The sequence below is a fragment of the Variovorax sp. GW821-FHT10B04 genome, assembly GCF_059415645.1.
Map to the genome: position 1 here is coordinate 152,133 of NZ_JBWKNQ010000015.1, position 21,734 is coordinate 173,866.

A 21,734-nucleotide genomic window follows, 5' to 3' on the forward strand; every position below is an offset into this window, starting at 1 on the left:
GGTGCGGGCGGTCGGCGGGCTCACGATCCTCGGTGGGCGACTCGACATCATCGCGCGGCGACGGGTGCTGAGTCACTTTGCAGCGTCGGAACGACGGCGGCGCCGGCAGTATCGCTGCCATCCCATCCGCCGCCCAGGGCTCGGATGAGCTGGACCGACGCACGTCGCTGGCGCGTCTCAAGATCGAGCACGGCGCGGCGTGACTGCAACGCCGTGCTCTGCGCCGCGACCACTTCCAGGTAGCTGACGGCGCCCTTCTCGTAGCGCTGCATGGCCAACGCCAGTGCCCGTTCGCTCGCCGCGCCAGCGCGTCGCTCCTCGACAACAGCTTCGCCGAAGCGCGACACCAGCGCGAGCTGGTCCTCCACCTCGCGGAACGCATTGAGCACCACCGTTCGGTAGCGCTGCCCGACCTCGTCCAGCGCCGCTTCTGCGCGACGGGTCTCGGCAGCACGCGCGCCGCCGTCCATCAGGTTGAAAAGAAGCGACGGACCGATGGCCCAGAGGATGTTGGGCGCGCGCACGAAGCGCTCCAGATCGCTGCTTTGGAAGCCTGCAGAAGCATTCAGCCGAAGATCCGGAAAGTAGGCAGTCCGTGCGAGGCCGAGCGTGACGTTGGCAGCGGCCACCCGTTGCTGCGCCGCCTTGATGTCCGGGCGCCGCTGCAGGACAACGGACGGCACGTCGGTAGGTATCGGCTGTGTGGCCGGCGCAGGGCGCGTCTGCCGCACGAGCGAGAACCCGGATGGGTTCTCGCCGACCAGCGCGGCGATCGCATGCTCGAGCAATGCACGGCGGGCCAGCACCTGACGGGCCTGCGAACGTGCGGCTTCCAGTTGCGCCTGTGCCCGGGCCAGGTCCAGGCCGGAGGCGATGCCGCCACGATGGCGGCGCTCGGTCATGTCCGCGGCGCGTTCGAAGGCACGCACGGCGTCGTCGAACAGCGCCGCCTCCCGGTCCGCTCCGCGCAACGCGAAATAGGTCTCCGCAAGTTCGGCCTGCAGCGACGTGCGCACCGCGGCCAGATCGGCCGCCGAGGCTTGCTCCTGCGCCATTCCGCCGGCAATGCGCTGGCTCACGCGCCCCCAAAGGTCCAGTTCGTACTGGAATTGCAGGCCCAGCGTGCCGCTGTTGTAGACGTCTGGGGAAGAAGGTCCCAGGACGCGAAGCGGCCGCAGCTCGGACTGCCGGATGCGCTGTGTGTCCAGGCCCAGCCCGATGGTCGGAGACTGCGAAGAACGCAGCGAGTCGGTGAGCGCGCGTGCCTGCTGGTAGTGCGCAGTGGCCACGGCGAGGTCGGGGCTCTGCGCCGTGAGCTGCTGCTCCAATGCATCAAGTGAGGGGTCGCCGAAGAATGTCCACCACGTGTCGGACGGCAATACAGCTGATACCGATGCGTCCGTCGCGATCCAGGGGCCTTGGCTTCCCCTGAAGGTCGCCGGCAACGGCACATCCGGCATGGATGCCGGTGGCGGCGTTTGCGCGCAACCGACGACGCACGCGACCGAGACGAGAATGAATGGCCACCTCGCTGCCTTTGCAACATGCATCCCGCAGAAGTTGCTGGACTTTTTCACGGTGCGACCTTCGTATCAGCGCCAGCGATGCGAACCAGGTCGCCGTCCTGCAGTCCGTCGGGTGGGCTCTCTATCACCCGGTCCCCGATCGCGACGCCGCCTGACAGCACGATCATGTTGCCGAGGTCACGGGCGATCGTCACCGGCTTCAGGCGCACCTTCTGTTCGGCGTCGAGCACGGCCACCTGCACGCCGCTCTTGCCGAAGAGCAGCGCACTCGGCGGCAAGGCCAAGCTACCGCCTGTGGTGGCATCACTGCCGCTGACATGCTCGAAGCTTACGATGGAGAAGCCCCCAGGCAGCAGATCGCCAGCGACGTTGTCGATCGCCAACTGCACGAGCATCCCGCCCGTCGCAGCGCCGATGGATTGCGAAGTCGACTGCACGACCGCCGAGTAAGCAATGCCCGGCCGCTCCGGCACGCGAACCTGTGCCGTCGTCCCCTGGCGGATCGATGCCACCTGCCGCTGCGGCACGTTGACGTAGATGCGCAGACGCCGCGTGTCGGAGACGACGAAGAGTTCACTACCGGCCGCACCTCCTACAGAGATGAGCGATCCGACGTCCGTGTTGCGTGCCGTGACCACGCCGTCGAAAGGTGCGGTGAGCCGGGTAAAGCGCTTCAGCGCCAGCAGACGCTCGACATTGGCTTGCATCGCATTCACCACCGAACGGCGTGCAGCGAGATCACCTGCCTTCTCATCCGCCTCTTGCTTCGACACCGAATCGCTCGCGAGCAACTCGTCCCAGCGCTGCGCCGTGCTGGCGGACAAGGCGGCATTGCTGCGCGCCGTTTCCAGTTCAGCCCTCGCCTGGAGCAATTGCTGGTCGAGGTCGGGCACTTCGATATCGGCAAGCGGCTGCCCAGCCTTCACCTTGCTGCCGATGTCGGCATGCCAGTGCGCCAGGTAGCCACTGACCCGCGCGTAGATCGGTGCTCGCGCCCAGGCCTCGATACGGCCCGGAAGTTCGATCGCCGACTGTGCGGCCGGCTTGGGTTGGACGACCGCAACGGTGCGCACCACCTGCTCGGCGGCGATTTGCCGCAGCTCTCCCATGTGCTGACGGCGGCTCCACGCGCCGCTCGCGAACACCAGGAGCGCAACAATGACGATCAGGCCGGCAACAAGGCCGTAGCGGGGGAAGGATGTGCGCTCAGACATGGGTCAATGCTCCGCGGGAGCCCGGTACGGTTGGGGTCGCGCTGGCGTGCGGCTTCCGCCGATGCGCCAGGCTGAAGAGAACGGGGACGAACACCAGCGTCGCCACCGTCGAGAAGAGCAGTCCGCCGATCACCGCGCGGCCCAGCGGCGCGTTCTGTTCGCCGCCCTCGCCCACGCCAAGCGCCATCGGTAGCATGCCGATGATCATGGCCAGCGCTGTCATCAGCACCGGGCGGAAGCGCACGAAGCCGGCCTCGGCGGCTGCGGCAGCCGCATCCCCCAGCTCGGCCAGGCGTTCACGCGCGAAACTGATCACCAGCACGCTGTTGGCCGTGGCCACCCCCATGCACATGATGGCGCCGGTCAATGCGGGCACCGACAGGTCGGTGTTGGTGGCGAACAGCATCCAGGCGATGCCTGCCAGCGCCGCGGGCAACGCCGCCACGATGACCGCCGGGTCGGTCCACGACTGGAAGTTGACGACGATCAGCAGGTAGATCAATGCAACTGCGCCCAGCAGCCCCCACATGAGACCGGAGAAGGCGCGGTCCATCGTGTAGACCTGACCCAGCAGATGGACCGCCGATCCACGGGGAACGTCGCCAGCGGTTTCCGAGATGGCGCGGCGTACTTCCACCGCCACGGCACCCAGGTCGCGGTCCTGTGTGGTGGCATGGATCTGCACCATCGGCGCCACGTCGTACTGGCTCACGATCGCACTGCCTGTACGGCGCTGGATCTGGACCACGCCGCCCAGCGTCGACGCCGAGGTGCCGGCGCTGTTGCCGATCGGCAGGTTGTTCAACGCTGTTAGCGAATCGAGCTGGTATTGCGGGGTCTGCATCACGATCGGATAACTCACACCGTTCGCCGGATTGAGCCAGTAGGTCGGCGCGACCTGGCTGCTGCCGGCCACGTTGACGACCAGGCTGTTGGTCACGTCGCGTGCAGTCAGGCCGAGCATCTGGGCCTGTGTGCGGTCGAGCGTCAGGTCGAAGACGGGTGCCTTGTTCGACTGCTGGATGCGCGCATCGGCCACGCCGGGGATGGCGCGCACGCGCGCCAGCAGCTTCTGTGCATAGGCGAAGTTGGCCTCGACGTTGTTGCCGCGTATCTGAAGGTCGATCGGTGCGGGTGCACCGAAGTTCAGGATCTGGCTGACGATGTCGGCTGGCGGGAACCAGAAGGTGGTATCCGGAAACTGCTGCGGCAGCGTCTTGCGCAGTTCGCGCACGTAGTCCGCGGTCGGGCGATGCCCCTTCTTCAGCGCGATCTGGATGTCGCCGTCCTGCGAGCCCATCACACCGGTGTTGTTGTATGTGAGATTGATGTTGCTCGGCGGCAGGCCGATGTTGTCGACCAGCGTCTCGACCTCTTCGGCAGGAATGACCTGGCGGATCGCCTGCTCGATGCGCGTGAAACGCGCCGCGGTCTCCTCGACCCGCGTGCCCACCGGCACGCGCACGTGCATGAGAAGCTGGCCGGCGTCGACCGTGGGGAAGAAGATGCTGCCGATGATGGGGATCAACGCCACCGCGCTCAGCACAACCAGAACGAAGCCGGCGATCACCATCCGGTGGCGCTGGATGCCGGCATCGAGCACAGCGGCGTAGCCCTGGCGGAAGCGCTCGAACCGGCGTTCGAAGCCGCGGTGGAAGCGCGAGAACACGCCTGCTGCCGACGCCGCCACGGTGACGTCAGAGCCATGTGTCACATGCGGCTTCAGAAGGTACTTGGCCATCGTCGGCACCAACGTACGCGACAGGATGAACGAGCACACCATCGCAAACATCACAGCCAGCGCCATCGGCACGAAGAGAAAGCGCGACACGCCTTCCAGGAAGAACATCGGCACGAACACGATGCAGATGCAAAGCAGCGACACCAACGCTGGCGTCACGATCTGCTGCGCGCCATCAAGGATGGCAGCCTCGACAGGCTTGCCCTGCTCGAGATGCCAGTTGATGTTCTCGATCGTGACGGTCGCGTCGTCCACCAGGATGCCGATGGCCAGCGCGAGGCCGCCAAGCGTCATCAGGTTCAGGGTCTGGCCGAACACCGACAGCGCCATCAGCGCGCCCAGGATCGACAGCGGGATCGACACCGCGATGATCACTGTCGAGCGCCAGCTGCCGAGAAACAGCAGGATCATCAGGCTGGTCAGCACGGCCGCGATGACGCCTTCCATTGCAACGCCGCGCACCGCTGCGCGCACGAACAGCGACTGATCGTTGATGGGCAGCACCTTCAGTGCCTCGGGCCAGGACGACTGCAGCGAGGTCAGCCGCGCGCGGATGTTGTCCACGATCGACAGTGTCGAGGTCGATCCGTTCTTCAGTACCGACATCAGCACCGAACGCGAGCCGTCCACATGGACGATGTTTGTCTGCGGCGCATTGCCGTCATGCACGTCGGCAACATCGCGAAGATGGATGGTCGTGCCGCCAACGGACCGGATGGGGATCGCCCCGATATCGGCAATGGCAGAAGGCGCGCTGTTCAGTTGCAGCGTGTATTCCATGCTGTCGATCTTCTGCGTGCCGACCGGTACCAGCACGTTCTGCGCGGCGAGCGCGGCCGCAATGTCCTGCGTCGACAGCCCGCGCGCCTGCAGTGCAGCGGGGTTGACATCGATCTGGACCTGCCGCTGCTTGCCGCCATAGGGCCCCGGAATGGCCGCACCCGCAACCGAGGTCAGCGGCGTGCGCACCGTGTTCATGCCCAGGTCGAAGAGCGCCATCTCGGACAGCCCGGCGCCCGAGAGCGCCAGTTGCAGGATGGGCACCGTGGCCGCGTTGTAGTTCAGGATCACGGGCGGCGTGGAGCCTGGCGGCATCTGCCGCAGCGCGACCTGCGTGGCCGCAGTGACCTGTGCATTGGCAACCGCGACGTCGACGCCCGGCTGGAAGAAGATCTTCACGATGCTCACACCGGGATAGGTGCTGGCTTCGAGATGCTCGATGTCGTTGACCGCCGTCGTGAGGATGCGCTGGAACAGCGTCGAGATCCGGCCGGCCATCTCGTCGGGCGGCAGCCCGGTGTACTGCCATGCCACGGCGATCACGGGAATGCGGATTTCCGGGAAGATGTCAGTCGGCGTGCGCAACGCGGCAAGAGGCCCGCCAATCAACACGAGCAGGGCCAGCACCACGGCGGTGTACGGACGGCGCAGCGCCGAGCGGACGAGGCCGATCAGCACGGGTGTCCTTCAAAGAAACAGAGCATCGAAAGCCTTTGTCGAGAGAGGTCGAGCGCATCCCCGTGCACCGACGAAGGCGCGGCGGATCGGCAACTCAGGGGGTATGCGGGGGCCCAGGCGCTGTCTTCGGCTGGCCGCACTTCGGAGCAGAGAATTTATCGGTCACCGCCGCTTTCAACTAGCTGGCGCGGCCTTGAAGGACTCGCAATCGCAGCTTGCGAGTGGTGCAGCACGAGGATGAGCGGCTGGGGGGTCAGACCGTCATGCCTGCGAGCGACCGAATATCCTTGGCCTGCTTCACCTGCATGCTCGCGGGCATGGCGACGCCGTTCTTGGTGGCAAGGATCTCGGCCATCACGCTGACCGCAATCTCCGGCGGGGTCTTGCTGCCGATGTAGAGGCCGATCGGCCCGCGCAGGCGCAGCAGGTCAGCCTCGCTCATATCGAAGTGCTCTCTCAATCTGACCCGACGCGCCTCGTTGTTGCGGCGGCTGCCGATGGCCCCCACGTAGAACGCTTCCGTCTGTAGCGCATCGATCAGCGCCAGGTCGTCGAGCTTCGGATCATGCGTCAGAGCAACGATGCAACTGCGGCGGTCTGCGCGGAATGACGCGACCACGTCGTCCGGCATGCGGCTGTCGAGCGTCACGCCCGCGACGGACCAGGCCGCGCCGTATTCCCGCCGCGGATCGCATACGGTCACCGCGAACCCGCAGCCGATCGCCATCGTGGCCAGGTACTCCGAGAGCTGACCGGCGCCGATCATGAGCATGCGGTACTCGGGACCGAACATGCATGTCATCCAGCCGTCGTGGACATGCAGTTCTTCCGGCTGCACTGCGGGCGACAGACGGACGGCCCCATCGACAAGACAGACTGCACGCCGCATGAGTCGGCCGCTTTCCAGCTGAGCGACGAGCGCGGCAAGCGCGACGGGATCCGGATCGCGTTCGACCACCAGCTCGAGCGTGCCGCCACACGGCAAGCCGAACTTGTGGGCGTCCTCGCTGGCAATGCCATAGGTGAGCACCTCCACGGGGTTCGGCGAGGCCGCCTCCGCATGCTGTGGTGCATGGACACGAGTCGCCAGCAGGTCGTCCTCGATGCATCCGCCACTGACGGAGCCGACCACGGCCCCATCTCCCGAAAAGGCCATGATCGACCCCGTCGGACGAGGCGATGAGCCCCAGGTCTTCACGACGGTGACCAACCACGCGCGCTTTCCCGCACGACGCCAGTCGCGCAGCGCGCGCAGGACAATCAGATCCACGTTCTCCATATTCCTCTTGCTCCCCTGCGCTTGCGCTCAGATGCGCGGCTGCAAACGATTCGGCTACGCCTCGTTCGACGGCATGTCGGCGATCAGCTTGTCCAGCGTGACCGGGTAGTCGCGCACCCGCACGCCGGTCGCGTTGTGGATCGCATTGGCCACGGCGGCACCAACGCCGCACACGCCCAGCTCGCCGACACCCTTGGCTTTCATCGGCGAGGACATCGGATCGGTCTCTTCGAGGAACACCACGTCCTGGTGCGGAATGTCGGCATGCACCGGCACCTCGTAGCCCGCGAGATCGTGGTTGACGAAGAAGCCCACGCGCGAATCCACGGCCAGCTCTTCCATCAGGGCCGCGCCCACGCCCATCACCATGCCGCCGATGACCTGGCTGCGCGCGGTCTTCGGGTTGAGGATGCGGCCCGACGCACACACCGCCAGCATGCGGCGCACCCGCACCTCGGCGGTGAAGGCGTGCACCGCCACCTCGACGAAGTGCGCGCCGAAGGTCGACTGCTGGAAGGTCTTGTCGAGGTCGCCGAACTCCATCGTGTCCTCGGCCACGAGCTCCTGCCCGCCCGCCGCGGCGACCACCTCGGTCAGCGCCATGCTCCGGCCGCCGGCAGAGATGCGGCCGTCCGCAAAGCCGGCGCTGGCGGCATCGAAGCCGGCGCGCTGCGCGATCTGCTCACGCAACTTGACGCAGGCCGCGTAGACGCCGGCCGTCGAGCAGTTGGCACCCCACTGCCCGCCCGAACCGGCGGACACCGGAAAGCTCGAATCCCCGAGCCGCACCACCACCCGCTCGAGCGGCATACCCATCATCTCGGCCGCGGTCTGGGCAATGATGGTGTAGCTGCCGGTGCCGATGTCCGTCATGTCGGTCTCGACCGTGAGCGTGCCTTGCGCATTCAGCCGAACGCGCGCAGCCGACTTGGTCACCTGGTTGTTGCGGAAGGCGGCAGCCACGCCGATGCCGATGAGCCAGTCGCCTTCGCGGACGCGGCCGGGTGCGGCGCTGCGCCGGCTCCAGCCGAAGCGCTCGGCGCCGACGCGCATGCAGTCGATCAGGCGGCGCTGCGAGAAGCGGCGCTGCGCATTGGCCGGGTCGACCTGCGTGTCGTTGCGCACGCGGAACTCGATCGGGTCCATGCCGAGGCGCTCTGCCATCTCGTCCATCGCGATCTCCAGCGCCATCAGGCCCGGCGCCTCGCCGGGCGCGCGCATCGCGTTGCCCTCGGGCAGGTCGAGCAGCGTGAGCCGCGTGCCGGTCAGGCGGTGCGCGCCCGCATACAGCAGGCCGGTCTGCTGCACCGCGTTCTCGGGCTTGCCGTCGACCAGGTTGCCCGACCAGCTCTCGTGCCCGATGGCCGTGAGCTGGCCCTGCTTCGTGGCGCCGAGCCGGATGCGCTGGATGGTCGCGGGCCGGTGCGTCGTGTTGTTGGCGATCAGCGGCCGCTGCAGCGCGAGCTTGACGGGTCGCCGGGCGATGCGCGCGCCGATGGCGGCGAGCACGGTGTCGGCCCGCAGGAACAGCTTGCCGCCGAAGCCGCCCCCGATGAAAGGCGACATCAGGTGCACGTCGGCCTTAGGTATGCCGAGCGTCTTCGCGAGGTCGGTGGTGGTCCAGTCGATCATCTGGTTCGATGTCCAGACCGTGAGCTTGTCGCCACGCCAGGCGGCGATGGTCGCCTGCGGTTCCATCTGCGCATGCGAATGGTCGGGCGTGGTGTAGGTCGCGTCCAGTTGAACTTCGGCCCGCTCGAAGTTGGTGGCGAAGTCGCCGACGGTCCTGTCGCGGTTGGTCGTCTTCGGCTGCGTCTGCTTCGCGTGCGCGAGATCGAACTGGCCTTCGGTGCGCGCGTACTCGACATGGATCAGCTGCGTCGCGGCCCGCGCCTGTTCGAAGGTCTCGGCCACCACCAGCGCGATCGCCTGGTGGTAATGGTCGACGGCCGGCCCGCCGAGCAGCTTCGCGGTGTTGAAGCTGCCCTTGCCCAGCTTGCCCGCGTTGTCGGCCGTGACGATGGCGATGACGCCCGGCGCCACCTTCGCGCGGGCCAGGTCCATCGACACGATGCGGCCCTTGGCGATGCCGGCGCCCAGCACGTAGCCATAGGCCTGGTTGGCGACGACGTCGTGGTTCTCGTAGGCATAGCGCGCGAGGCCGGTGGTCTTGAGGCGGCCATCGACGCGGTCGACGGCCTGGCCGACGACCTTGAGCTGGTCGATCGGGTTGGTGGTTGCGGGGGTGTCGAATTTCATGGCTCAGCTCCTTGCCTGTGACGCGGCCTGCGACAGCACGGCGGCGAGCGTGCGCTCCACGAGCGGCAACTTGAATGCGTTCTGCGCCGTCGGCCGCGCATCGGCAAAGAGCGCGTCGGCGACCGCCTTCGGGCCGCGCGCGAGCTGCGCATCGGCACGTGCCATGCGCCATGGCCTGGGCGCGACGCCGCCGACCGCCACGCGACCGCTGCCGTCGCGCTGCACGACGGCCGCCACCGACACCAGCGCAAACGCATACGACGCGCGATCACGCACCTTGTAATAGACGTGCGTTCCGCCGACCGGCGCCGGCAGCGTGACGGCGGTGATCAGTTCACCGCGCGCCAGCTCGGTCTCGACGTGCGGCGTGGCGCCGGGCAGCCGGTGCAGGTCTGCGATCGGGATCACGCGGCGCGAGCCGTCGGTGCGCATCGTCTCGACCGATGCGTCCAGCACACGCATGGCGACCGCCATGTCGCTCGGGTGCGTGGCGATGCAGGCATCGCTGGTGCCCACCACGCCCTGCTGTTTGCTGAAGCCGCCGATGGCCCCGCAGCCGCTGCCGGGCCGGCGCTTGTTGCAGGCCTGGTTGGTGTCGTAGAAATACGGGCAGCGCGTGCGCTGCAGCAGGTTGCCGGCGGTCGACGCCTTGTTGCGCAACTGGCCCGAGGCGCCAGCGAGCACGGCGCGCGACAGCACACCATAGTCGCGCCGCACGCGTTCGTCGGCGGCGAGTTGCGTGTTGCTCACCAGCGCACCGATGCGCAGGCCGCCCTGCGGCGTCGGCTCGATCGCCTTCAGGCCGAGGCCGTTCAGGTCGACCAGGTGGGCCGGCGTCTCGATCTCCAGCTTCATCAGGTCCAGCAGGTTGGTGCCGCCCGCGATGAACTTCGCGCCGGGCACGCGCACGGCCTTGGCCAATGCATCTTCCGCGGACGCTGCGCGTTCATAGGTGAAGGACCTCATGCGACCCCCTTGGCCACTTCGGTGACCGCGTCGACGATGTTGCTGTAGGCGCCGCAGCGGCAGATGTTGCCGCTCATGCGCTCGCGCAGTTCGGCGGCCGAGAACATCGGCCGGGCGGTGATGTCGCCACTCACGTGGCTCGGCACGCCCTGTTCGATCTCGCGCAGCACGCCGACCGCGGAGCAGATCTGCCCCGGCGTGCAGTAGCCGCACTGGTAGCCGTCGTGCTTGACGAAGGCGGCCTGCAGCGGATGCAGCCGGTCCGGCGTGCCCAGGCCTTCGATGGTGGTGACGGCGCTGCCCTCGTGCATCACCGCGAGCGTGAGGCACGAGTTGATTCGCTGGCCGTCGAGCAGCACCGTGCAGGCGCCGCACTGGCCGTGGTCGCAGCCCTTCTTGGTGCCGGTGAGGTGCATGTGCTCGCGCAGTGCGTCGAGCAGCGTGGTGCGGTTGTCGAGCGTGAGCCGCTGCGTGCGGCTATTGACCTGCAGGGTCACGGTCGACAGCGCCGGTGCGCCGACTGACCCGATGGCCGGAGCCGGCGCATTCTGTGCAGCAGCCGGCGCCACATACACCGTGGCGGATGCGGAGGCCGCGCCGGCCGCGAGCAGTCCGCGCCTGGTGATCGGCAATTCGTGCGAGATATCCATGGTCTTCCATCCTTCATCGTGAGACGCCGACAGGTGCGGCGGGGCCGTTCAAGGCGCGTAGAACGGCTCACTCTAGGGATCGATAAAGGGCGGCACTAGTACGAATCGGCTTGATCCATCTACAAGCAGTACTTGCCAAATCGCCCGGGGGCCGTACGCCACAGAGGAGAAACAGCTTCGGCCAGACACCTTGGCAGGATCAGTCCTACGCGACTTCGGCATGTCCGCCCGCGCATCGATGCTCGGGCCGATGTGCGGCTTGCTCCTGCATTGCCAACTATTGCTTGCGAGTGCTGCAAGCTGCTACGGACTAGTTTCATCTGCGGTGAGACCCTAAAGTGCCCTTCACGAGGCAACTGCAGAGCCGCCCGCACTTCTCTCGTCTCTTGCCCCGAACGAAGCCCATGTCCATCCGCCATATCGTCCGACGCACTCCACCGTTCGCACTGATCTTCAGCCTGATCGCATTCCTCGCCTGGAATGCGTATGCCGAAGTCAACCGCGTGACCTTCCCGGCCAACCTCGACAAGCTCGTGCACTACAGCACCGTGAAGCGCGGCAACGTCACCGAGCACATGCTGACCAGCCAGGCGGCCATCGACGCAGTCAAGAAGGGCCAAGCCGTTCCCAGCGGTACGCATGTGGTGCTGGTCGACTACCGGGACAGCGAGGTCTTCCGCTACTTCGTGATGGAGAAGCGAGACGGCTGGAGTGCCGACTTCGAGCCCGGCCGCGCCACGGGCGACTGGCAGTTCCAGGCGTTCAAGCCGGACCGGACGGTCAACCTGAGCGAGAACAGCGCGCGGTGCATGTCATGCCACCAGGCGCAGAAGGAACAGCAGTTTCTGTTCACCTTCAACGACCTCCGGGGCGCGAAGTAGAGCCGGCAGCACGGGTGATCAACAGGACGCTCCTCGCTCGGCTTGCACTGGACTTCGCTGCTGCCGGCCTGCTGCTGGTGGCGCTGGCCTACTACTGGCTTGACAACGCGGCGCATGAACTCGTGGGCACGGGCATCTTCGTGCTGCTGATCGCCCACAACATCATCAACCGCCACTGGTACGGCAGGATTGCCAAGAGGCGACGCGAAGCGCGCAACGTGCTCGACCCCGTGCTGACCCTGTGCCTCGCAGTCGCCGCGATGGTGTTGCTGGCGAGCAGCCTGATGATCTCGCGCACCGTGTTCCGCTTCCTCTCATTGAACGGCGAAGTGACGGCGCGCCAGATCCATGTGCTGGCCGCTTACTGGACCGTCGTTCTCATGTCGATCCATCTGGGCCTGCGCTGGCAGATTGTCATGAACATCCTGCGCAATGCGTCGGGCATCGTTCGGTCAAGTGCAATGCGGTCCGCCGCATTGCGGCTGTCGGCCGCAGTCATTTCCTTCCACGGTGTGCAAAGCTCGTTGGCGATGGGCGTGGGCGGCAAGCTGTTGCAGCAGATGAGCATGGACTGGTGGGACTTTGGCAGTGACGGCGCGCCCGGCTTTTTCCTGCACTGGCTGTCCATCATCGGGCTCTACGCAAGCGTGACGCACTACGCGTCGAAGGCCGCTCACGCGTACCAGCGGCGCCGATGAGGCGCTGCGCCACTATCAACTCTTGCTTGCTGGACTGAACAGCAATATCGGTCTAGTCGTGTCGATGAACGCTTTCTATAGTTCTCGTGAACCTCAGGAGAACGCATGAATCCACTCGCAGCTGCAGCCGTGTCCTTGACACTGTTGGCAAGCGAAGCCCAGGCGCAGCAACCGTCGACCGTGACGGTCACGCCCGCCGGCAGCCAGCCGTCCGCCAAGGGACCCGCAAGCAATTTCACCGGCGCGGTGCGCGTCGACTCGCGCTTCCAGGGCACCGGTGCGGCACGCGTGGGTGGCGCCACCGTCACTTTCGAGCCCGGTGCACGCACCGACTGGCACACCCACCCGCTCGGCCAGACGTTGATCGTCACCGCTGGTGTTGGCTGGGTACAGCAACTAGGGGGCCTCGTGCAGGAGATCAAGCCGGGCGACGTCGTCTGGATTCCGCCCGCGGTGAAGCATTGGCATGGCGCCAAGACCACCACGGCCATGAGCCATGTCGCGATCGCCGAATCGCTGGATGGCACCGCAGTCGACTGGATGGAAAAGGTCAGTGATGAGCAATACCCGCGTTGATGTCCCGAAGTTCCGACCGCTGACGATCGCGGTCGCCGCGCTCTCGTTGGCGAACCTGTCGTCTGCCCATGCACAGGACGCCACCCGCACGAACAACGCCACAGCTTTCGAACCCGCCGGCGCAGCAGCCCAGTTGGCCGACGTTTCCCCTGCACTGGAGGCCTACCGTACCCAGATCGTGGAGGGCGAACTCTGGCGACGCCCCGATCTGAATGCGCGTGACCGAAGCATCGTGACCGTGACGTCGATGATCGCGCGCGGCCAGGTGGTCGACATGCCGCTTCAGTTCGAGCGCGCATTGGCCAACGGCGTGAAGCCCGCGGAGCTGTCGGAGATCATCACGCACCTGGCCTTCTACACGGGCTGGGAGAGTGCAATGACAGCCGTCGGTCCGATGCGCGAAGTGTTCCGCAAGCATGGCGTCACCGCGGCACAGCTGCCGGCCGCCGACGTCAAGCTGCTCCCGATCGAACCGGTTTCCGAAGCGCAACGGGCCACGATGGTGGAGCGCGAGTTCTCCAAGGTGGCGCCGGGCATGGTCAAGTACACCGGCGAAGTGCTATTCCAGAACCTGTGGCTTCGGCCGGACCTGGCGCCCCGCGACCGAAGCCTGGTCACCATCAGCGCGCTGATCGCACGCGCGCAGGTCGCGCAATTGCCCAGCCACCTGAACCGCGCAATGGACAACGGCCTGACCCAGGCGCAGGCCGCGGAGGTCATGACCCACCTGGCGTTCTACGCCGGCTGGCCGAATGTGTTCTCGGCAATGCCCGTCGCCAGGGAAGTGTTCTTGAAGCGCCCTTGAACGATACCCGTCTGCCTGTCGATGGTGACAGCCCACGCCCTCAGGTCATCTCGACGGTCGCCTGAATCAGATACCCAGCTGCACGCAAAATCTCATTGATGCTCCACGTCTTCTTTGGTTTGCCTGGCCTGTACGTTATCGGACGGCTTCTCTGGCCCCTGCGGTGGCCGCTCCCGGCAAAGGTCGTCGCGGGCCTTGCAGTGCTCGTGGCGTCGCAGTACCACCTGATCAGCCGCCTGTCGTCTGGCAGCCCTTTCTCCCCCGAGATGCCGAGGAGCCTGGTCATTGCTTTCAACTGGGGGTTTGGCGCCCTCCTCTTTCTGGCGATTTTTCAACTTGCACTCGACCTGGCGACGCTCTTTGTCATGGTGGTTCAGCGACGTCGCTTCGGCATGCCAAAGCGTGCACGGCATGGCATTGGACTGTGTGCATTGGCGCTCTCGGCTGTCGGTGTCAGCCAGGCCATTGGCGTTCCTCCGGTGAAGGATGTCGAACTGGTCGTGAAAGATCTTCCGCCATCGTTCGAGGGATACAAGGTTCTGCAACTTACCGACCTGCACATCAGTCGCCTGTTTCAGGAGCCCTGGGCACGGTCCGTGGTGAACAACTCAAACGCGTTGGGTGTTGATCTCGTTGTCATCACGGGTGACCTGATTGACGGTACCGTTGACGACCGGCGGCGGGATATCGAACCTCTGGGCGGGCTTCGCGCTCGCGATGGCGTCTATGTCATTCCAGGCAATCACGAGTACTTCTTCGGGTATCAAGAATGGATGGACCGCTTTGTCGCGCTGGGGATGAGGCCGTTGGCGAACAGCCACGCGGTACTGGAGCGGGGCGGCGCCAAACTGGTTCTTGCCGGGGTGACCGACTTTTCTGCTCCCAATGTCGGCCTTCATGGGCCAGACGTCGCAGCAGCCATCGGGGGAGCTCCCATAGGGGTGCCGATCGTGCTTCTGGACCACCAGCCTCGAAGGGCGCGGTTGGCAGCAGAAAAAGGAGTGGCAGTGCAGCTATCCGGCCATACCCACGGCGGCATGATATTCGGCCTGCATCGGCTGCTGGCGCTGGCCAACGAAGGTTTTGTGTCGGGACTCTACGACGTGAAAGGCATGCAGCTCTATGTAAGCAACGGGACCGCACTATGGCCCGGTTTTGCCATTCGGCTCGGGCAGCCATCCGAGCTCACCAGAATCACGCTAGTACGTAAAGCGGGCTGATCAGCTGCCTGCAACTGCCGGGTTCGTCACCGAGCCGAGCGAAAGCCTGGAAGAGCAGATCCCTGCGAACAGTCCTTCTGTTTCTTCGTACGCCGGCGATCAGCCAGACGCAACGTTCGCAAAGTCGGACTTCTGGGCCGCTGCCAGACCATCTGAGCGCGGCTTGTCTTACTAGCTGCGTCGCCCTGGTTTCACTCCAATCGTGGCCTTCCCCCTGTTCACAAGGCAGGACCGCATCGATATTTACGATCACGATTCAGATCAGTCGAACTTGATCACATCCTTTGAAGATTAGTGGACCCAACTGTCTACGCACGCCTGCACAGGCAATCCTCCTTCAGATCCCACCAAGTTTGATCGGCGAGAAGCCAGGTTTTCCGCAAGCGCACCCATCTTCGCCGCTGCGCTCTCACGTATCTTCACCAAGCGCAACGCTTTGCTTTAGCAGGATGCAGAAGGCGCTTTGCGCCTTACGAGGCAAGTGCCGACGCGGGCCGTCCATCTGACGTCCGGCCCAAGCCGGCATTTGAAGTTAGGGCTCAGACTGCAAAGCTACGGCATGCGCCGGTTTGGCAATCGATTTTCCCGGCGCGCGCGGCGGCCGATGTCGTGGGGGCGATGGCAAGGCCGCGGCCAGAGAAGGCAGGTGAAGCGCGCTGCGGGCGCCGCGCGCGAAACTGCCTTCGGTCTAGATGAAGGAAGTAGCGTCGGCGCGTGCACGCCTGCCGACGTGGATAGCCCAGGAGTTGAGCGCGCTGGTTCCGCATGGCTGAGTTCTTCGAACTCTCCGTCGAATAGTCCTACCTTCGCACCATCGCCTTGAACGCCCTGTCCCGCGCAATGAACGCTGCCAACATGTGTGGGATCAATACCATCGCATCCGCCGGTGCCTGGTGCACCCTGGCATGGACCTCGGCATAGGCGTCCAACTGCGCCTTCAGCTCAGCCGGCATCGTGATCGTCAGCCTTACCGCATCGGGTTTAGCGATCGGCCCCAGGCTCAATCTGTTCGCGCCCCTGCTCATTGCGAACCACCGCGAGTGAAGAAAAGCGGCTGGTACGGCCGCAGGATCAAATCCTTGCTCACCATCACCCGCATCGCAAACCCGGGCCGGATGGTCAGCGTCGGCTGGATGCTCACATTGCGCTTCGTGATCTCCTGCCCGACTTGGTTGATCGAGTCCTGCGCGCCTTCACGGATCGCAATCACCGTTCGGTTTCCGTCCTGATCCGTACGGCTCTCAGGCGCAGCGAGCTCGGCACCCACGCCGAGCAGTGTCGACAACGCCGCGCCGGCGAGGATGCGATCCCAGTGCCAGTCGATGCCATCCTCGAGGCCGGCATAGCCCGCTGGATCGATCCCCGGCAAGCGGTCCAGCGCCACCGACGATGTGTCCGGCAGGATGAGCCGTGTCCACACCAACAGCACGCGCCGTTGCCCGAATGCGACCTGGCTGTCGTAGCGCCCCATCAGCCGCGAACCCTGCGGGATCAAGAGATGACGCCCTGTGGCCGTGTCGTAGACCGCCTCGGTCACGTTCGCGATCACCTGCCCCGGCAGATCCGAGTTGATCCCCGTGATCAACGCCGCAGAAATCACCGTGCCCGCCATCACCTGGTACGGCGATGCTGGCAGTTGCAGGCTCCCAGGATTGCGTGTCGCGTCTGTCCTGGCTTTCGTCAGGAAGGCCTCTTTCGAATCCTGCCGATTCTGGGCGGCGATCGGGTCGGCCGGAACCACGGGCGGCGTGGTTCCGGCCGCTGCATTGAACGGGTTCTGGTTCGGAGTGACGATGCCCGGATTCAGGTCGGCCGCTGGAGTCGCAGGTGAAGCGGCAGCCACCGGCCGCACGCCACCCACGCTGCTTCCGGATCCCCGGAAGAACACCGAAGATCGTGCGGCCTCTTCGGCCGCCAGCTGCGCCGGGTCCGTACCATGCGGCGCCATTCGCTGTTCCATCGGCTGCTGCGACTTCACGATGGCAGGCCCGAGGTCGCCCGGCAGCGGCTCGCCCAGCACGGGCGGCGGCGCCTTCAACACCGGTGGAAGCTCCGTGTAATCCTTGGGCAGCCGGTCCAGGTTCTCCGACTTCGAGATGCGATCGACGTTGAACAGTTCATTCGCGGGAGCACGGGAGCGCTGCTGCGACTGCAACGACCACAGCGTCCCGCCCAGCACCGCCGCGGCCAACGTGCCCGCACCGGCTGCCAGCACGCGACGGTTCAAGCGAACGACTGGGCGCGGCTGCGCGCGCAGCGCCAGCGTCTCCGGGTCGGCTTTTGGCGGAGCAACGGGATCGGCCTTGCTCATGATCCACTCCGCGCGACACCATCTGTGCGCTCGATGCGCACGACCTCCGCCATGCCGCCCTTGAGCCCGCCCAGCCTCAGTTCCGCGGCGCCAAAGAGCCGATCCACGACGTAGTACGGTGAACGAAAGCGGTAGTTCACGAGTTGTCCATCCCCCTGCGGCCCGATCACGAACAGTGGTGGTAGTTCGCCCTGCGCGATGCCCCCTGGGAACTGGATGTAGACCCGGTGGCCGTCGTCGAACGCGCGCAGTGGCTTCCACGAAGGACCGTCGCCAGTGATCGCATAGCGGAATTTGATCTGCTCCAGCGACAGGCCCGAGTCGACGGGCGTGGCCGCGTAGGCTTCGCGCGCATGCTTCTGGAGGGCGAGCATCCGATCTTTCGGGTAATCCCACGACACCGATGCCATCCAGGCCTGCGGCGTCGAGGACAGCTCCAGCAGGTAGGTGCGACGGTTCGTGGCGACGACGAGATTCGTCTTCAGTCCCACGCGCGTCGGCTTCACCAGGATGTTGACGCGCAGCGTCGCGCCGGCACCGCTGGCCGTGTCGCCCACGATCCAGCGCACCGTGTCGCCGGCGGAGACTGTGACCAGTTCCTCGCCCTCCTGCAATGTGATGACGGTCACCCGCCCCGGGCTGGTATAGACCTGATAAAGCGCCCCATCGGCATATGGCCAGACCTGGATCGCGTTGACGTAGCCCTCGCGCGTCGGTGCGACGCGCGCCTCTTCATTCGCGCGCGAGACACGCACCTTGTCGTCGGCCGGTTCCGGCATCGGTTTCGCCTCAGCTTCGACAGGCAGCGCCTTCATCTGCTCGGGCAAAGGGAGGGGCTCCGGCACAGCCACCACTTCGATGGGCTTTGCAGGCTCGGGCAAGATCTTCGCAGCGACCGCCACGGGTGCATCCAGCGAGATCACCGGCGGCGGCTTGGCCTGCGTGGCACAGCCTGCGACGGACGCCAGCGTGGCAAACAGGATCAATGGCGATGCGGTTCTACGGAAATGTGTCTTCACGGTTTTGCTCCTTGCGTTGCTTCAAGTTCGCGGCTCCAGAACAGGCCGTTGACGTAGATGCCCAATGGGTTCTTGCGCAACCGCTCTTCGCTGCGCGGCGGCTGCAGCACGATGGACAGCAAGGCAGTCCAGCGCTCGGTGCCCGAGGGCGAGCCATTCGCGAAGCTGCGCTCGATCCAGCGCACCTGGAACGAGGCATCGCTGGCGCGCACCACACTGGTCACCTCCACCGCGACGGAGTTCTGCCCGATCCGTGAGAACGGATCGTTGGTGCGCGCGAAATCGTTCAGCGTCGCGGCGCCGCGGTCGGTGGTGTAGTCATAGGCTTCCAGCCAGTTCCGGCGGACCACGATCGGGTCGATGGACAGCGAGCGCACGTCGCCGATGAAGCGCGCCAGGTGAAACGCGATCTGCGCGTCGGCCGGCTTGTACGGTGCGGCGGCCTCGCCGACGGCCCGCACCTGCCCGCCACTGTCCACCTCGATGACGTAGGGAGTCACAATGGATTGCGCCGAGCGCCAGACCAGGCCGCCCGCCATTGCAAGCGCCAGCGACAGACTGCCGAAGGCCATCAACCGCCAATTCTTTGCCTGCACGCGGCTGTCGCCGATGCGCTGGTCCCAGACCTGCGCGGCAGCTTGATACGGGGTGACTGGCTCGGGCGTGTCCGAATACCGCACCTGGGGTCGTTTGAAGCGCATGGGTTCTCCTGAATGGTCGATCAACGTTTGGAGCTGTCCCGCAGGCTGGGGCTCGCACCGCCGCCCGCGTGATCTCCCGAGCGCAGTACGTGGGCTGCCGTGGCGGCTGCATGTGTGACCTGTTGCTTGCGGCGCATGCGCTGCGCCCACGCAGGCTCGGACGAAGGGGGCACGGATGAACTGTTTTCGGCTGAGACAGATCGCGCGACAGGAGACGAAGCCGGCGCTGCCGCATCGGCCACGAAGTTTGCCGCGCGATCCTTGATGGCTTTGGCACCGGAAGCGACGCGTTGGCCGGCCGCGCTGGCACCCGCCTTCGCGACGCTCGCGAGCCCGGCACCGGCAGCACGTACGCCGCTATCGCCCGATCCGGCAGCGCCCGCTTGGTAAGCAGCCTTCGCTCCAGTAGCCATGGCGCTGGCGGATCGCGCGGCGGTCGCGCCACCGCCGATGGCCGCACGCGTCGCACCCGGCGCCAAACGCGCGCCCGCAGCGACTGCAGAACCAGCGCCAGCAACGGCCGCACTGCCAGCCACGGTCAGACCTGCTGCCCCCATGGCGGTGCCCGCCGCAGCACCGGCACCCAACTGCGGCGCGCCAGACACCAGCCCCGTCGCAATCCCCGGCCCGAAGATTCCCAACCCCAGCATCGCGAGCGAGGCCAGCATGATCACCAGCGCGTGGTCGATGCTCGGGTCGGCACCGGGTGGCACGGTGAACTCGGCGAAGAGTCCGGAGCCAATGCCTACGATCACCGTCAGCACCAGCACCTTGATGCCCGACGAGATCACATTGCCCAACACCTTCTCCGCAAGGAAAGACGTCTTGTTCCACAGCGCGAATGGAACGAGGATGAAGCCTGCCAGCGTCGTCAGCTTGAATTCGATCAGCGTCACGAAAAGCTGCACCGCGAGTACGAAGAACGCCACGATCACGATGAGCCATGCGAGGAAAAGCACCGCAATGGTGTCGAGATGCGCGAACACCTCGGGAAAGCCCGTCATGTCGCTGATCTGCGCCAAGATCGGCCGGCCTGCGTTGATGCCGACCTGCGCCAGCCATCCCGGCCGAATTAGCTGCGCCTGGGTTATCGCCGAACCGGAGGCAGTCAGCCCGAGCCCGGCGAAGGAGTTGAAGATGATGGCGGCCAGCCGGTTGAAGTTGCCCAGGATGTACGCAAAGGTGCCTACGTAGAGCACCTTCTTGACCAGCTTGGCCATCACGTCATCGCCGCTGCCACTGGCGTGGCTCATGGCCCAGAACAGGCCTGCCAGGGTCATGTCGATCGCGACCAGCGTGGCTGTGAGGAACGCCACCTCACCGCCGAGCAGGCCGAAGCCCGAATCGATGTAGCGCGAGAATGCATCCAGGAAGCGGTCGATGACCGACACGTCGTTCATGGCGTCAGTCTTTGGTTATCGACGGGGATTGCGGGCGCACCGGAGCGTCCGCGTAGGGCGATGGCATGGGGCGCATGAAGCGCTGCCGTGTGGCCTCGGCTACCGCGTTGCACTGGGCATCACCGACTCTGGCATGGTCCGCCTTGCATTGCGCGCGCAGTTCCTTCAGGCGTTCGGGACTGCGCACCAGCGACTCGACCGATTCGATGGATGCGGGCTTGCCGCAAGCCGCGAGCAACATGACTGCGGTCATGGCCAGGACAATCAGGACTTTGGTCATGGTGGCCTCACGGGTTGCTGTAGAAATTCACCGTGTACGGCGTGTACGGCGTGCCCGTCCCCATGAAGCGCCGACGCACCTCACGCGCCCGCTCCTGCACCGCGACCTGCCGCGCATGCTCGAGTGCGTCCGCGCGGTCCTGCGTAATCTGGAGCTGCTGCGCCTGAATGGCCTGGCGCGCCTGTAGCGCCAGCAACTGATTGGTCGCCTGCGTGGCCTGCAGGGCACCGACGGCCGACTGGCTGCGGTTCACCAGATCCGTCAGCGTGGATTCGTCGGCGGCGAAGTTCTGCACGGCCTGCGACTGCACCTGGGTCGCAGTGCGCAACGCTTCGAGCGAGTTCGCCCAGCGCCGGCGCGCATCGACTGCCATCTGGGCATTGGAGGCCGCGCCATCGAATGACTCGGGATACAGCTGCCGGAACTGCGCGTCCATCTGCTGCACGTTGAAGGCCAGCCCTTGCGCCTGCTGGATCAATTGGTTCGTCGCCGAAAGCGCCGCGCGCAGTTCGTTCAAGACGCTGACGTCCAGGCCGGTCAGGTGCTTCGCCTGGTTCATCAGCGACTGCGCCTGGTTCTGCAATTGCCGGATCTGGTTGTTGATCTGTTCCAGCGTACGGACCGCTGTCAACGTGTTCTGCACGAGATTCGTGGGGTCGACCACGACCCATTGCGCATGCGCGAGGGGCATCGTGCCGATCAAGGTCGAGGCAGCGACGACTCGCAAGGTCTTCTTCATGGCATGTGCTC

19 protein-coding genes are annotated in these 21,734 nt (G+C 65.7%); 5 read left to right on the top strand and 14 right to left on the bottom strand.

Annotation, left to right across the window (positions count from 1 at the left end; translation table 11 throughout):
* Window positions 1-47: 47 nt before the first annotated feature.
* The 7 genes from AC07PZ_RS28280 to paoA form a co-directional block, all read right to left on the bottom strand.
* On the bottom strand, window positions 48-1,550 hold the full coding sequence (locus AC07PZ_RS28280) for an efflux transporter outer membrane subunit (RefSeq protein ID WP_495298525.1): 1,503 nt from the start codon (window positions 1,548-1,550) through the stop codon (window positions 48-50).
* A 23-nt stretch (window positions 1,551-1,573) separates the two neighbouring features.
* Window positions 1,574-2,740, bottom strand: coding sequence for an efflux RND transporter periplasmic adaptor subunit (locus tag AC07PZ_RS28285; RefSeq protein ID WP_495298491.1), 1,167 nt, complete (start codon window positions 2,738-2,740; stop codon window positions 1,574-1,576).
* Window positions 2,733-5,936, bottom strand: coding sequence for an efflux RND transporter permease subunit (locus tag AC07PZ_RS28290; RefSeq protein WP_495298526.1), 3,204 nt, complete (start codon window positions 5,934-5,936; stop codon window positions 2,733-2,735). Before AC07PZ_RS28290 ends, AC07PZ_RS28285 begins: the two co-directional genes overlap by 8 nt.
* A 256-nt stretch (window positions 5,937-6,192) precedes the next feature.
* A complete protein-coding gene (locus tag AC07PZ_RS28295) occupies window positions 6,193-7,218 on the bottom strand; it encodes an XdhC family protein (RefSeq protein WP_495298492.1) in 1,026 nt (341 codons plus the stop codon).
* A 54-nt stretch (window positions 7,219-7,272) separates the two neighbouring features.
* A complete protein-coding gene (paoC, locus tag AC07PZ_RS28300; protein ID WP_495298493.1) occupies window positions 7,273-9,477 on the bottom strand; it encodes an aldehyde oxidoreductase molybdenum-binding subunit PaoC in 2,205 nt (734 codons plus the stop codon).
* A 3-nt stretch (window positions 9,478-9,480) separates the two neighbouring features.
* A complete protein-coding gene (locus AC07PZ_RS28305; protein ID WP_495298494.1) occupies window positions 9,481-10,443 on the bottom strand; it encodes an FAD binding domain-containing protein in 963 nt (320 codons plus the stop codon).
* Window positions 10,440-11,093 (bottom strand): aldehyde dehydrogenase iron-sulfur subunit PaoA, encoded by a 654-nt coding sequence (paoA, locus tag AC07PZ_RS28310; protein WP_495298495.1) that lies wholly within the window; start codon window positions 11,091-11,093, stop codon window positions 10,440-10,442. The genes AC07PZ_RS28305 and paoA overlap by 4 nt, the downstream gene beginning before the upstream one ends.
* 404 nt (window positions 11,094-11,497) lie before the next feature.
* On the opposite strand from paoA, the gene AC07PZ_RS28315 reads away from it, so the two are divergent.
* The 5 genes from AC07PZ_RS28315 (at window position 11,498) to AC07PZ_RS28335 (ending at window position 15,273) form a co-directional block, all read left to right on the top strand.
* Window positions 11,498-11,974: a cytochrome P460 family protein gene (locus AC07PZ_RS28315; RefSeq protein WP_495298496.1), complete on the top strand. Its 477-nt coding sequence runs from the start codon at window positions 11,498-11,500 to the stop codon at window positions 11,972-11,974.
* 77 nt (window positions 11,975-12,051) lie between these two features.
* Window positions 12,052-12,672, top strand: coding sequence for a DUF4405 domain-containing protein (locus tag AC07PZ_RS28320; protein WP_495298497.1), 621 nt, complete (start codon window positions 12,052-12,054; stop codon window positions 12,670-12,672).
* A 105-nt stretch (window positions 12,673-12,777) separates the two neighbouring features.
* Entirely contained in the window at window positions 12,778-13,248 is a 471-nt protein-coding gene (locus AC07PZ_RS28325; protein ID WP_495298498.1) for a (R)-mandelonitrile lyase, read from the top strand.
* On the top strand, window positions 13,229-14,053 hold the full coding sequence (locus AC07PZ_RS28330) for a carboxymuconolactone decarboxylase family protein (protein ID WP_495298499.1): 825 nt from the start codon (window positions 13,229-13,231) through the stop codon (window positions 14,051-14,053). The genes AC07PZ_RS28325 and AC07PZ_RS28330 overlap by 20 nt, the downstream gene beginning before the upstream one ends.
* Window positions 14,054-14,151: 98 nt before the next feature.
* Window positions 14,152-15,273, top strand: a complete 1,122-nt coding sequence (locus AC07PZ_RS28335; protein ID WP_495298500.1) for a metallophosphoesterase — start codon at window positions 14,152-14,154, stop codon at window positions 15,271-15,273.
* 800 nt (window positions 15,274-16,073) lie between these two features.
* Here the strand turns inward: AC07PZ_RS28335 and AC07PZ_RS28340 are convergent.
* Genes AC07PZ_RS28340 through trbJ form a run of 7 tightly spaced genes read right to left on the bottom strand, consistent with a single transcriptional unit; the run spans window position 16,074 to window position 21,723 of the window.
* On the bottom strand, window positions 16,074-16,298 hold the full coding sequence (locus AC07PZ_RS28340) for a DUF2274 domain-containing protein (RefSeq protein WP_495298501.1): 225 nt from the start codon (window positions 16,296-16,298) through the stop codon (window positions 16,074-16,076).
* Window positions 16,295-17,584, bottom strand: a complete 1,290-nt coding sequence (locus tag AC07PZ_RS28345) for a TraB/TrbI/VirB10 family type IV secretion system protein (protein ID WP_495298502.1) — start codon at window positions 17,582-17,584, stop codon at window positions 16,295-16,297. Before AC07PZ_RS28345 ends, AC07PZ_RS28340 begins: the two co-directional genes overlap by 4 nt.
* Entirely contained in the window at window positions 17,581-18,603 is a 1,023-nt protein-coding gene (gene trbG / locus AC07PZ_RS28350; RefSeq protein WP_495298503.1) for a P-type conjugative transfer protein TrbG, read from the bottom strand. Before trbG ends, AC07PZ_RS28345 begins: the two co-directional genes overlap by 4 nt.
* A complete protein-coding gene (gene trbF, locus AC07PZ_RS28355) occupies window positions 18,600-19,304 on the bottom strand; it encodes a conjugal transfer protein TrbF (RefSeq protein WP_495298504.1) in 705 nt (234 codons plus the stop codon). The genes trbG and trbF overlap by 4 nt, the downstream gene beginning before the upstream one ends.
* 20 nt (window positions 19,305-19,324) lie before the next feature.
* The gene (gene trbL, locus AC07PZ_RS28360) at window positions 19,325-20,704 is read right to left on the bottom strand and encodes a P-type conjugative transfer protein TrbL (RefSeq protein WP_495298505.1); all 1,380 of its coding nucleotides are present in this window, start codon (window positions 20,702-20,704) and stop codon (window positions 19,325-19,327) included.
* Window positions 20,705-20,708: 4 nt separating this feature from the next.
* A complete protein-coding gene (locus AC07PZ_RS28365) occupies window positions 20,709-20,984 on the bottom strand; it encodes an EexN family lipoprotein (RefSeq protein WP_495298506.1) in 276 nt (91 codons plus the stop codon).
* Window positions 20,985-20,991: 7 nt separating this feature from the next.
* Window positions 20,992-21,723 carry a P-type conjugative transfer protein TrbJ gene (gene trbJ / locus AC07PZ_RS28370; RefSeq protein WP_495298507.1) on the bottom strand — a complete coding sequence of 244 codons (732 nt, stop codon included), beginning with the start codon at window positions 21,721-21,723 and terminating at the stop codon, window positions 20,992-20,994.
* Window positions 21,724-21,734 lie beyond the last annotated feature (11 nt).

Coding starts and splice junctions, on each gene's coding strand:
- AC07PZ_RS28280 (WP_495298525.1), bottom strand. CDS start 1,550: ATGCATGTTGCAAAGGCAGCGAGGTGGCCATTCATTCTCGTCTCGGTC.
- AC07PZ_RS28285 (WP_495298491.1), bottom strand. CDS start 2,740: ATGTCTGAGCGCACATCCTTCCCCCGCTACGGCCTTGTTGCCGGCCTG.
- AC07PZ_RS28295 (WP_495298492.1), bottom strand. CDS start 7,218: ATGGAGAACGTGGATCTGATTGTCCTGCGCGCGCTGCGCGACTGGCGT.
- paoC (WP_495298493.1), bottom strand. CDS start 9,477: ATGAAATTCGACACCCCCGCAACCACCAACCCGATCGACCAGCTCAAG.
- AC07PZ_RS28305 (WP_495298494.1), bottom strand. CDS start 10,443: ATGAGGTCCTTCACCTATGAACGCGCAGCGTCCGCGGAAGATGCATTG.
- paoA (WP_495298495.1), bottom strand. CDS start 11,093: ATGGATATCTCGCACGAATTGCCGATCACCAGGCGCGGACTGCTCGCG.
- AC07PZ_RS28315 (WP_495298496.1), top strand. CDS start 11,498: ATGTCCATCCGCCATATCGTCCGACGCACTCCACCGTTCGCACTGATC.
- AC07PZ_RS28325 (WP_495298498.1), top strand. CDS start 12,778: ATGAATCCACTCGCAGCTGCAGCCGTGTCCTTGACACTGTTGGCAAGC.
- AC07PZ_RS28330 (WP_495298499.1), top strand. CDS start 13,229: ATGAGCAATACCCGCGTTGATGTCCCGAAGTTCCGACCGCTGACGATC.
- AC07PZ_RS28335 (WP_495298500.1), top strand. CDS start 14,152: ATGCTCCACGTCTTCTTTGGTTTGCCTGGCCTGTACGTTATCGGACGG.
- AC07PZ_RS28340 (WP_495298501.1), bottom strand. CDS start 16,298: ATGAGCAGGGGCGCGAACAGATTGAGCCTGGGGCCGATCGCTAAACCC.
- AC07PZ_RS28345 (WP_495298502.1), bottom strand. CDS start 17,584: ATGAGCAAGGCCGATCCCGTTGCTCCGCCAAAAGCCGACCCGGAGACG.
- trbF (WP_495298504.1), bottom strand. CDS start 19,304: ATGCGCTTCAAACGACCCCAGGTGCGGTATTCGGACACGCCCGAGCCA.
- trbL (WP_495298505.1), bottom strand. CDS start 20,704: ATGAACGACGTGTCGGTCATCGACCGCTTCCTGGATGCATTCTCGCGC.
- AC07PZ_RS28365 (WP_495298506.1), bottom strand. CDS start 20,984: ATGACCAAAGTCCTGATTGTCCTGGCCATGACCGCAGTCATGTTGCTC.
- trbJ (WP_495298507.1), bottom strand. CDS start 21,723: ATGAAGAAGACCTTGCGAGTCGTCGCTGCCTCGACCTTGATCGGCACG.